At 43.8% G+C, this 11,839-nt stretch carries 7 protein-coding genes; 6 read left to right on the forward strand and 1 reads right to left on the reverse strand.

Annotated features, from left to right (window positions below):
• Positions 1 to 97 precede the first annotated feature (97 nt).
• Positions 98 to 1,540, forward strand: a complete 1,443-nt coding sequence (locus FGM00_RS09845) for a pyridoxal phosphate-dependent decarboxylase family protein (RefSeq protein ID WP_138852745.1) — start codon at positions 98 to 100, stop codon at positions 1,538 to 1,540.
• A 127-nt stretch (positions 1,541 to 1,667) separates the two neighbouring features.
• On the opposite strand, the gene FGM00_RS09850 is transcribed toward FGM00_RS09845, so the two are convergent.
• On the reverse strand, positions 1,668 to 3,470 hold the full coding sequence (locus FGM00_RS09850; protein ID WP_138852746.1) for a glycoside hydrolase family 15 protein: 1,803 nt from the start codon (positions 3,468 to 3,470) through the stop codon (positions 1,668 to 1,670).
• Between the two features lie 204 nt (positions 3,471 to 3,674).
• Here FGM00_RS09850 and FGM00_RS09855 point away from each other — a divergent pair, with 204 nt between their 5' ends.
• The 5 genes from FGM00_RS09855 (at position 3,675) to FGM00_RS09875 (ending at position 11,696) form a co-directional block, all read left to right on the forward strand.
• Positions 3,675 to 5,882, forward strand: coding sequence for a bifunctional alpha,alpha-trehalose-phosphate synthase (UDP-forming)/trehalose-phosphatase (locus tag FGM00_RS09855; RefSeq protein ID WP_138852747.1), 2,208 nt, complete (start codon positions 3,675 to 3,677; stop codon positions 5,880 to 5,882).
• 61 nt (positions 5,883 to 5,943) lie between these two features.
• The gene (locus FGM00_RS09860) at positions 5,944 to 7,461 is read left to right on the forward strand and encodes a nuclear transport factor 2 family protein (protein WP_138852748.1); all 1,518 of its coding nucleotides are present in this window, start codon (positions 5,944 to 5,946) and stop codon (positions 7,459 to 7,461) included.
• Positions 7,462 to 7,471: 10 nt separating this feature from the next.
• A complete protein-coding gene (locus FGM00_RS09865; protein ID WP_138852749.1) occupies positions 7,472 to 8,635 on the forward strand; it encodes an MFS transporter in 1,164 nt (387 codons plus the stop codon).
• 48 nt (positions 8,636 to 8,683) lie between these two features.
• Positions 8,684 to 10,012, forward strand: a complete 1,329-nt coding sequence (locus FGM00_RS09870) for a M28 family peptidase (RefSeq protein ID WP_138852750.1) — start codon at positions 8,684 to 8,686, stop codon at positions 10,010 to 10,012.
• Between the two features lie 67 nt (positions 10,013 to 10,079).
• The gene (locus FGM00_RS09875; RefSeq protein WP_138854676.1) at positions 10,080 to 11,696 is read left to right on the forward strand and encodes a M1 family metallopeptidase; all 1,617 of its coding nucleotides are present in this window, start codon (positions 10,080 to 10,082) and stop codon (positions 11,694 to 11,696) included.
• Positions 11,697 to 11,839: the final 143 nt, after the last annotated feature.

Genomic DNA, 11,839 nt, shown 5'->3' on the forward strand with positions numbered 1-11,839 from the left:
TACCGCTTTACCAATGCGCTACTTTTAAGCTTCTCAAGCACACTATTAAATACATTTTGCGGTTTCGAATAAAACTAAATTCGATTAACTTTATACTATGGATAATCCATTACTTCAAAAAGCCTATTCCCCTGAACATTTTAGACAACAAGGACACCGATTAGTTGACCAACTAGCCGATCATTTGGAAGCGCAGCTTCATAACGAAAATACGCCCACGCTAGCTTGGCACATTCCCGAAGACGAACGCTCTTTTTGGAACGATTTTATGGAACATGGCGATGAAAACGATCTTTTCGCTCAAATTTTAAAGCGAACCACTTCGGTTCACAATCCAAAATGTATCGGGCATCAGGTCACGCCTACGGCTCCCATTACGGCACTAACAGCGATGATGAGCGCCCTATTGAACAATGGCATGGCGATTTATGAGATGGGGATGGCCCCTTCGGCTATGGAACGCATCGTTACAGATTTGCTTTGTAAAAAAATTGGATACACCGCGGAAGCTAGGGGATTTCTTACTTCCGGGGGAACGTTAGCCAACCTGACCGCCTTGTTATCCGCTAGAAAGGCAAAAGTGACAACTGACATCTGGAATCAGGGTCATGACCAAGCGCTGGGAATTATGGTATCCGAGCAAGCGCATTACTGTGTAGACCGTGCGGCCAAAATTATGGGACTGGGTGAAAAGGGAATCCGTAAAATTCCCGTTACGTCCGATTTTATGATGGATACCGCATTACTCGAAAGGGAATACCAAAGGGCCACGAAAAATGGCATACAGGTATTCGCCATCGTCGGAAGTGCTCCTTCTACGGCCACTGGTGTATACGATGACCTGGATGCTATCGGTACTTTTGCGAAGAAGCACAACCTTTGGTTCCACGTAGACGGCGCACATGGCGGTGCCGCCATATTCTCGGAAAAATATAGACAAACCGTAGCCGGAATAGAACAGTCGGATTCGGTAGTCATTGATGGGCATAAAATGATGATGTTACCAACCATTACCACCGCCCTACTCTTTAAAAATGGCAATTATTCGTACGCCACTTTTAGCCAAAAAGCGGATTATCTTTTGGTACAATCAGAGGACGAGGATTGGTACAATAAGGCAAAGCGTACTTTCGAGTGTACCAAGACCATGATGAGCATACATTGGTATACCATGTTAAAGATTTACGGAGATGGAATTTTCGAGGAATATGTTACCCGACTATTCGATATGGGGAAGGTTTTTGGAAGATTGATAGAAAAAGAATCCAATTTCGAATTGGCAATACCGCCCGTTTCGAATATCGTATGTTTTAGATATGTTGATGCCGCGCTAAATCCGAAAGCCCTGAACGCACTAAATGCGCGGCTACGCCAACAGCTGTTGGAAGATGGCGAATTTTATATTGTTCAAACTACGCTGCGGAATATTCAGTATTTGCGCTGTACGATAATGAATCCATTTACCGAGGAACGGCATTTTAAAACCTTGGTGGAGAAGATAAAACGAATCGCAAAGACATTGAAGCTTACTAACATTTAAATGGATTCCATTCCCACTCGTTCTCAATTGTCACGGAATCATCTTCAAAAGGAACTATTCGAATATACGCAGGAAACATTTTCACGATAAAAATTGCTCCCTTTGTATTTCAACTCTCAGATTTAAGTTATTCGCGAATAGCATCCAAAATCTGTTCTTCGGTTTCCTTGTTCGAGAAGTTGATGGCACATTCAATCAGCGCCAAATGGGAATACGCCTGCGGAAAATTCCCCAACAGTCTTTTGGTTTTAAAATCGATATCCTCACTGAACAATCCTAAGTGATTGCTGTAACTCAAGAGCTTGTCAAAGTGTTTCATCGCTTTCTTTTCTTCACCGATTTTAAACAGACTATTGATGAACCAAAAGGTGCATATGGTGAACGAAGACGAGGGCAGTCCAAAATCATCCTCGTTTTTATAGCGATATAATAGTCCATCATTACTGAGCTCCTTTTCAATCGCCTTAACGGTGCTCACGTATTTGGGATCCCTTGCAGGGATAAAACCGTAGGACTCCATCAACAAGACCGAGGCATCCAAGTCTTTGGAACCATAGGATTGTGTAAAGGCATTCACCTCGGCATTCCAAGCATTGTCGTGAATGTCCTGCTTGATTTCCTGCTCTAGAACGATCCATTTCTCCAATTTTCTCGTTTTTCTGAGAATACGGGCAACCTTGATCGCACGGTCAACGGCCACCCAACACAATACTTTTGAAAATGTAAAGTGACGATCTTCGGCCCTAAATTCCCATATTCCCTTATCCGCTTCCTTCCAGTGGTTCGATACGATCCAAACAATCCCCTTGGTAATACCCCAAAGTTCCTCGCCATTTTCTATGTCATTGGAATATTCATGAAGTTGTTGATGAATGACATCCATCAAAATCCCATAAATATCATTTTGTTTTTGCTTGTACGCGGCATTACCGACCCTAACGGGTTTCGACCCCTTATAACCACTGAGATGGTCCAGTGTTTTCTCGGTCAATTTTTTCTCTCTGTTGATACCGTACATAATCTGTAGTTTCTCATCCTTATCGGGTATCAGATCGACGATGAACTGCAGGTAACGCCTGGCCACATTTTTATGTCCCAATTGGCCCACGACCTTTATCACCATCGAAGCGTCACGTATCCAACAGAAACGGTAATCCCAATTACGGACTTCGCCAATGGTTTCCGGCAACGAGGTGGTTGCAGCTGCCAACACCGCCCCCGTTTTATCATAGCTCAATAATTTTAAGGTAATCGCACTACGACTGATTTCTGAATTGTATTTTTTATAGGTCGGGGTTTTGCTGCTCCAGTTCAACCAATAGACCTTGGTGCGCTCCAACTCGGTGTATACCTTACGTGTAGTGGGTTTGAATATTTTTTCGTTATAGCCCAACAAAAAATAACCGTCATCGTTCAGTTCCATCTCGCGACCTTCCACGATTGCATTTTTATTGAAAGAAGTATACAGAAAAAAAGTGTCGAATTTTTCGCCTTTGGTCAAACTGACCACAAAGTTCTTTTTTACGTATGTTTTGGTCTTTCCCTTGGCATATTCCAACCTCGGATTGTAATTCACCTTGAATTTGGGTTTTCCCGAAATGTATTTGAAGTACCGAACGACTTCGGGGGGCGAGTTGTACCCACCGCCTTCTTTTCGGTAGCGGGGCATAAAATCCCTAATCTCAAAACTATTCTCCCCATCTGAAAAATGGGTGATCAAAACGGCCGTATGCTTTTTGTACCGCTGTTTTATAGTATATCCTTCATCAACAACGATATCGAAACTCCCGCCGATTTTATCGTCCAAAAGCTTAGCAAAGACCGAAGAGGAATCGAACTCCGGCAAACAACACCATTCTAAATTTCCTCTTTTTGATATTAATGCGGCACTTCTACAATTGCCAATTATTCCGTAATCTAAATTATCCATTAAGTAACATTCTATATTCGAAGCTGAACACTCACTACAAAAGCGGATTTCTGGAAGCCTATGCCATATTTCCTATAAAATAAGGACTGTAAAGATGCGGTTTCACTAAAAATCTCGATTCATTGGGCGCTCAGATTGCGATTGCCCTTCTTTTTGCCGAAATTGGGAGAAATTAATGGTAAAACAAAGCAAAACATCCAATTTATGGGCAAAACTATCATAATCTCAAACAGACTCCCTGTTCAGTTACAAATCAACAACGGAACCATTACAGCGGTACCGAGTGTTGGTGGTCTAGCTACGGGAATGAAGTCGGTACATTCGGGTGGTGATAGCCTTTGGATCGGTTGGAGCGGACTTACCGATGAGCAAATTCCGGAAGAACTCGTCAAAGACATCGATATCGCCCTTGCCAAACACGGTTCATCAAAAGTGTGCCTTACGGCTGATGAAGTGGAAGGCTTCTATTACGGTTTCAGCAATCGAACCGTATGGCCTTTGTTTCATTATTTTCTGGAATATTCTGAATTTGAATTGGATAGTTGGGAGACGTACAAGGCGGTAAATCAGAAATTCGCGGATGCGATTCTCGAAAAGGCCACGGACGATGATACCATATGGGTCCACGATTACCAACTCATGCTGGTACCTCAAATGGTTCGGGAACGACGTCCCGAGATTTCCATAGGTTTCTTTTTGCACATTCCCTTCCCGTCCTTCGAAATATTTCGAACCTTACCATGGCGCGAAGAAGTTTTGATGGGTCTCTTGGGCGCCGACCTTATCGGTTTTCACACTTATGACTATGAACGGCATTTTTTGAGTTCGGTAAGGCGATTGTTAGGGCTTGAGGTAAGTTTTAATGATATTTCGTTGGATGATAGGGTCATTAAGGTTGATTCCTTTCCCATGGGAATCGATTATAAAAAGTTCAGCGAGGCCGCGAAAGAACATAATAATAGCACCGAAAAGCAGAAATCAGAACTTCAAAAACGCCTCGATACGCATAAAAAATCCGCTCCCGATGCCAAGTTTTTGTTATCCATTGACCGGTTGGACTATTCGAAGGGAATTGCCAAACGTATCTATGCCTTTGAGTATTTCCTAAACAAATACCCGCAATACAAAGAAAAAGTGCGCCTGGTTTTGTTGGCCGTGCCCTCTAGGTCGAACGTGCCCCAGTATCAGTTATTGAAAAAAGAAGTCGACGAGCTGGTAGGACGCATAAACGGGGAGTTTTCGACGGTAAGCTGGACACCGATTTGGTATTTCTATAGGTCGATGCCCTTCGAAAACCTCATTGATTTGTATACCTCAAGCGATATCGCTTGGTTGACGCCTTTACGGGACGGCATGAACTTGGTTGCGAAAGAATACATCGCTACACGCGTCGATAAAACAGGAGTATTAATTTTAAGTGAAATGGCAGGTTCTGCCAATGAAATGAACGAATCCCTGTTGATCAACCCTAACAATTTTGAACAGATTTCCGATGCCCTGCATACCGCTATCAACATGCCCAAAGCTGAGCAGCAAAGACGTAATACAATTCTACAAAAGCGATTGGAACGGTATAATGTCGAAAAATGGGCCAATGACTTTATGAACTCCCTACTCGATCAAAAGAAAAAAGACCATACCTATATTTCGCGAAGGTTATCGGTTGATTTGATGAATATTGTTACTAAAGACTTTAGCCAATCGAAAAAAAGTCTTCTGTTTATCGACTATGATGGCACCTTGGCGGGCTTTCATAACGATCCTCAAAAAGCGGCACCGGACGACGCCCTGTACGAACTACTCGATAAAATCTCATCTCGGCCGGGAACTGACATGTACTTGATCAGTGGTCGTGACAAAGAAACCTTTACCAAGTGGTTTCTGCCAAAAAAGTACAATATGATCACGGAGCATGGGGTATGGATATCCCAAGGAGGGGAAGAATTCCGGATGCTTGAAAATGTCAAAAAGGATTGGATGGAAAAAATACAACCGGTTCTGGAATCGTTTGTCGACCGTACGCCCGGAAGCTTTATCGAGGAAAAAAATTACTCTCTCGCCTGGCATTATAGAAATACAGATCCCGATTTTGGTCAAAAAAGGGCAACGGAGCTCAATACCGTATTGACTAGCCTTATCGGTACCGATGACCTTAGTGTTCTCAATGGAAACAAGGTGATGGAAATCAAGAGCAGTAATGTGAACAAAGGTCGGGCTGCAATGCGTGTGTTTTCGGAGGATGATTATGACTTCGTTTTCGCCATCGGTGATGATTGGACGGATGAATTCATGTTTCAAGAATTACCCGAATCGGCGGTTACGGTAAAAGTAGGTCGGCAAAAAACACAAGCGCGATATTATGTAGACAGCATCAAGAACGTTCGCGATCTTTTAGACCGTTTTACCATTTAAGATATCGACCAAATACCGATAGGCTGTAGAATTAGTTCTACTTGCGACCAAAAACCAATACATGAAAAATATCCTAATCTTAGTACTGTCGGCCTTAGGAGCTGGTTGCTATGCCCAACCCGACACCGAGGTCTATTTGTTGGATGTAGATCGGCTAGACGGAAAAATTCGGCTGATGAATCCGCGCAATATCTCTAACAATGAAGGCTACGACAATCAGCCTTCCTTTTATGATGATTTCACCATCGTTTACTCCAGCACTAGAAACGGCCAGACCGATATTGCCCAATACGACCTAAAGACCGGCAAAACCTCCTGGCTGATCGATACGACCGTCGGCAGCGAATACTCTCCTTCGCGGATACCGAATTCGAATGCTATTTCCGCTATTCGGTTAGACACCACTGGGCATCAACGCTTATACCGCTATGCGATATCCGAGGGAAAATCCGAAGAAATCCTCAAAGACCTTAAAGTGGGCTATCACCTCTGGTACAGCCCGGATATTCTTGTGACCTCGGTTTTAGTGGACAATAGAATGGATTTAGTGATTTCCAACCTCAAAGACGGCACAAACTACACCACCCAGAAAAATGTTGGGCGAGCATTACACAAGATTCCCAATACAGAACTTGTAAGTTACGTGAGTAAGGAAGATAAAATTTGGAAGTTGAAATCGCTTCATCCCATTACCGGGGCAACCGAAACGATAATGCCGTTACCCGAAAGAACCAACGACATTTGCTGGTTACCGGACACAACTCTGCTCCTCCCCGACGGAAAGACCATTCATATGGTCGACCCTGTAAAAGGAGCGTCCGAGGTGTTGTATCAATTTCAAGAAAAGGCAGTACATCGCATTTCCAGAATGGCCATAAGTCCCGATGGTAAGCATTTGGCCATCGTGTCAGAAACGGCCCCGGCGACCGTGGTTCAAAAACAAGTGGAATCGTTCAATGCCGAAGATCTTGATGCCTTCGCCGCTTGCTATTCCGAAGATGTGGCGGTGCTAAATTTTCCAAGTGATACCCTTTATACGGGGAACGAAAATCTTTGGGCAGGTTATAAGCGGTACTTCGAAAACAACCCCAAAACTACTGTTGAAGTGGTCACAAGAATTGAAATCGGGAATATAGTCATTGACGAAGAAATTGTATCGAAATCAGGACGAACCAGCCGCCAAGCTGCTATCTATGAAGTGAATAATGGAAAAATAGCGAGCATGAATTTTGTTCACGAAAACAAACCGATTGAAAATGCCTCCGCCATTGTTGACAAACAGCTCGAAGCGTACAATGCCCGTGATATCGACGCTTTTCTAGCTACGTATTCAAATGACATCAAACTATTTCGTTACCCGAACCGACTGACCGATGAAGGACAGGAAGCGCTTCGCAAAGGATATGAGGATTTCTTTGCACGAACCCCGGATTTGAATTGCGAAATAAAAAACCGGATTCAAATCGGAAATAAAGTTATTGACGAAGAATACCTTACCATAAAGGGGACGAGCTACAGCGCAGTAGCGATTTATGAAATCGAAAACGGAAAGATTTCGAAGGTTACATTTATACAATAATGTAAAGCCCTTGCGAACAAGACCCCATATTCTTCCCATCATCATACTATCGCAGTTCGCCTGTACCTCGCTATGGTTTTCCGGTAATGCCATAGTCGAAGAGCTCACCGCAAAAACAGGGCTAGGTACCGAAATTATCGGATATGTATTATCTTCCGTTCAATTTGGCTTTATTAGCGGAACCCTGGTATTTGCCCTTTTTATGATCGCCGACCGATTTTCGCCTTCACGGGTATTTTTGGTCTGTGCCATACTTGCCGCCCTTTGCAATATGGCGTTGCTGTCAGATGAACTCTCAAAATGGTCCTTGCTTTCGGCACGATTCGGTACTGGATTTTTCTTGGCGGGTATTTACCCTGTAGGTATGAAAATCGCCGCCGATTACTATGAAAAGGGTTTAGGGAAGGCCTTGGGCTTTTTGGTAGGCGCACTGGTTTCTGGTACCGCGTTGCCCTATTTTCTTGTAGGAACACCATGGGGAAACCATCCGGATTCTGTTATTAAGACCGTATCGACCTTGGCGGTTTTTGGCGGCTTGCTCCTATGGGTTTTTGTTCCGAATGGTCCTTTTCGTATGCGAAGCGTAAAACTGCAATTGCAGCTAGGTCCTTCACTTTTTAAAATCGTCGGCTTTCGAAAAGCCGCTTTTGGCTATTTTGGCCATATGTGGGAACTCTACGCCTTTTGGGCATTTACGCCATTGGCGATTCAATACCACGCTGAAATGAGTTCGGAGAACCTATCAGTTCCCATATGGACTGGCATTATCATTGCCTTGGGTGGGCTCTCCTGCATTCTTGGAGGCATACGATCACAGAAAATCGGAAGTCATAAAGTCGCTTTTCGGGCCCTACTCCTATCGGGAACTTTCTGCTTGCTATCCCCATTGCTTTTTCACCTGCCATCATATTTATTTTTAATCGGATGGTGTCTCTGGGGCATGGCCGTTACGGCCGATTCGCCCCAATTTTCCAGTCTCGTAGCCGGAGCCCTTCCACCAGAAGTTAAAGGCACTGGACTAACACTGGTCAATTGTATCGGTTTCGGCTTGACCATTGTGAGCATTCAGTTGTTGACCTACTTTTCTGAAAAAATTGCGCTTCAATACCTGTTTTTACCCTTATTGATCGGTCCGGTGATAGGGTTGTGGCATTTATCCAAGAAATCCAGTTAATTTTAATACATTGTAGCGCTATATAAAATTGATTTAACACTCATTGAAATGCAGAAGATTCCCTTATTACTTTTCCTAGTTTCTACCATCGTTTTTTCCCAAACCGATCAGCGTATCTATGATATCATAGATGCTGTTTCCGCGGAGCGAATTGAAAATGATATCACCACCTTGGCTAACTTCGGTACACGACATACCCTTAGCGATACCGTGTCAAATACCCGGGGCATAGGAGCAGCGCGCCGATGGATCAAAGGGGAGTTCGACAAGATTTCCTCGGACTGTAATAACTGCTTGGAAGTTTCCTTTCAGCGGGACTTGGTCGAAAAAGGCACGAACCAGCGCATTGTAAAAGACGTGTATGTGGTGAACGTCGTTGCCGTACAAAAAGGTACTAAGTATCCGAATCGCTATATTATCATGAGTGGGGATATTGATTCGAGGGTCAGCGATCCTACCAATTTTACCGACGATTCCCCAGGCGCGAACGACAATGCAAGTGGTATGGCCGGAACAATTGAGGCGGCAAGGGTTCTCTCAAAATACGAATTTGAAAATAGCATTATCTATTTAGGGCTTTCCGGCGAGGAACAAGGATTGTTCGGAGGACAAGGATTGGTAAAACAAATGAAGGCCGATGGTTGGGATATCATCGGGATCTTTAACAATGACATGATCGGGAATATCAAAGGCGTAGACGGTATCATCAGCAATGTTGATTTCAGGATTTTCTCCGAGCCCGTGCCGGCAACGGAAACGGAAGACCAACGTCGGGCTAGGCGTTTTTATGGTGGCGAAGTCGATGGTATTTCCCGGCAATTGGCACGATACGTGTACAAGACCACCAAAACCTATATGCCTGAAATGAACCCGATGATGATCTATAGATTGGACCGCTTTGGTCGTGGCGGGCATCACCGACCGTTTAACGATGCCGGGTATGCAGGTATACGTATTATGGAAGCACACGAAAACTACACCCAACAACATCAGGATATCCGCACCGAGAATGGAATCGACTACGGGGATGTTCTCGAGCATGTAAATTTTGATTATGCCCGAAAATTAACGGCCGTAAACGCCATTAGTTTAGCCTCCTTGGCTTGGGCGCCTCCTGCTCCTACCACGGTGGAAATCGGTGGAATCGTAGAACCCTCGGCCAAATTCAAATGGTCTAAGATCGATGGGGCCGTCGGCTATAAAATCTATTGGCGGGATACCACTTCACCGACTTGGGATAATAGCAGGTATGTGGGCGATGTTACAGAATACACGCTTGATGGCATTGTTATCGATAATTACTTCTTCGGAGTATCGGCGGTCGGAGAAGACGGATTTGAAAGTCCTGTGGTATTCCCAAATGCTGTTTTTCGATAGATTAAAATAATTATTCCAATAAGGAGATAATAGCCCTGTGAGGCTTTTTATTAATGTAAAATATATGATGAGGCTTATTATAGGACTTCTTTTTTTAGGTATCACCGGAATGGTCAGTGCGCAACAATTTACAGAACAAGACACACTTCGAGGCAGCATCACTGGGGAGCGCGCCTGGTGGGACCTGAACTACTATCATCTGGATATTGAAGTAAAACCCGATGAAAAATTCATTTCTGGAAGTAATACCATTCGCTACAAAGTCTTGAACAATGAGGAAGTACTTCAAATAGACCTGCAACCGCCCTTGAAAATAGAAAAAGTAACACAGGACGGGAAAAAATTGGATTTCTCCTCAAAAACGAACGCGCATTTCGTAAAACTTGAAAAACCACAAAAAGTAGGCGACATCAACGAGATTGTCGTTCACTACTCAGGTCATCCCAAAGAGGCTGCCAATGCTCCATGGGACGGTGGTTTCTCTTGGAAAAAAGATGATAATGGCAAGCACTTTGTCGCTACCTCTTGTCAGGGTTTAGGAGCCAGTGTCTGGTGGCCGAACAAAGACCATATGTACGATGAAGTAGATAGCATGCTCATCAGTGTACGAGTGCCCAAAGATTTGATGAATGTTTCGAACGGCCGGCTTCGGAAAGTTACCGAACAAACCGATACGAAAACCTACCATTGGTTTGTCAGTAATCCCATCAACAATTATGGCGTGAACGTGAATATTGGCGATTATGTGCATTTCGGGGAAAAATACAACGGGGAAAAAGGTATTCTGGATATGGACTATTATGTTTTAAGGGATGATTTGGAAAAGGCAAAGGAACATTTCAAGGACGCCCCGAAAATGATGAAGGCCTTCGAGCATTGGTTCGGCCCCTACCCTTTCTACGAAGACAGTTTTAAATTGGTTCAAGTACCTTATCTGGGGATGGAGCATCAAAGTTCGGTTACCTATGGCAATCAATGGAAAAAAGGCTACTTGGGGAGGGATTTGTCCAGTTCCGGTTGGGGCCTTAAATTCGATTTTATCATTATACATGAAGCGGGCCATGAATGGTTTGCCAATAATATCACTTATAAGGATGCTGCCGATATGTGGGTACACGAAGGGTTTACCTCCTACTCGGAAAACCTCTTCCTAGATTATCATTATGGTAAGGAAGCTGCATCGGACTACGTCATAGGCCTGCGCCAAAACATCCGAAACGACCGTCCGGTCATCGGAACCTATAACGTGAATAAGGAGGGCTCCAGCGATATGTACTATAAAGGTTCCAATCTTTTACACACCATCCGTCAATTGGTCGATGATGACGAAAAATGGCGGGAAATTCTACGCGGACTGAATAGAGATTTCTATCATCAGACCGTTACGACCCAGCAAATCGAGGAGTATATCGCAAAGAAATCCGGATTGGACCTCTCCAAAATTTTCGATCAGTACTTACGCACTACGGATATTCCGGTTTTTGAGTATGAAGTTGACGAAAACGTGCTCAAATACAGATACAACAAGGTAGTCGACGGTTTTGAAATGCCGTTGATCATTTATTTGGGAGAAAAAGCCCATGAACTGCAGCCCACTACCGAATGGAAGACGGATAAGATAAACGGTCTACCTTCCATCAAAGTAGATCGGAATTTTTATGTGGAAACCAAAAGGTTGAATTAGACACTTTCATGGAACCACCATAGTAAAAATGAAACATTTACGATTTGGGTACGCACCACGAACATCCTTGAACCGGACATCCAAAAATTGAACCATTTCTCCGAAGAGGAATCGGGCCTGACTCGACCTTCGATTTTTTGGAC

The sequence above is a fragment of the Aggregatimonas sangjinii genome (genome assembly GCF_005943945.1).
GTDB classification, from domain to species: Bacteria; Bacteroidota; Bacteroidia; order Flavobacteriales; family Flavobacteriaceae; genus Pelagihabitans; species Pelagihabitans sangjinii.

What these genes read in the sequence shown, in the direction of transcription:
- FGM00_RS09845 (WP_138852745.1), top strand. Translation starts at nt 98, where the DNA reads ATGGATAATCCATTACTTCAAAAAGCCTATTCCCCTGAACATTTTAGA.
- FGM00_RS09850 (WP_138852746.1), bottom strand. Translation starts at nt 3,470, where the DNA reads ATGGATAATTTAGATTACGGAATAATTGGCAATTGTAGAAGTGCCGCA.
- FGM00_RS09855 (WP_138852747.1), top strand. Translation starts at nt 3,675, where the DNA reads ATGGGCAAAACTATCATAATCTCAAACAGACTCCCTGTTCAGTTACAA.
- FGM00_RS09860 (WP_138852748.1), top strand. Translation starts at nt 5,944, where the DNA reads ATGAAAAATATCCTAATCTTAGTACTGTCGGCCTTAGGAGCTGGTTGC.
- FGM00_RS09870 (WP_138852750.1), top strand. Translation starts at nt 8,684, where the DNA reads ATGCAGAAGATTCCCTTATTACTTTTCCTAGTTTCTACCATCGTTTTT.
- FGM00_RS09875 (WP_138854676.1), top strand. Translation starts at nt 10,080, where the DNA reads ATGAGGCTTATTATAGGACTTCTTTTTTTAGGTATCACCGGAATGGTC.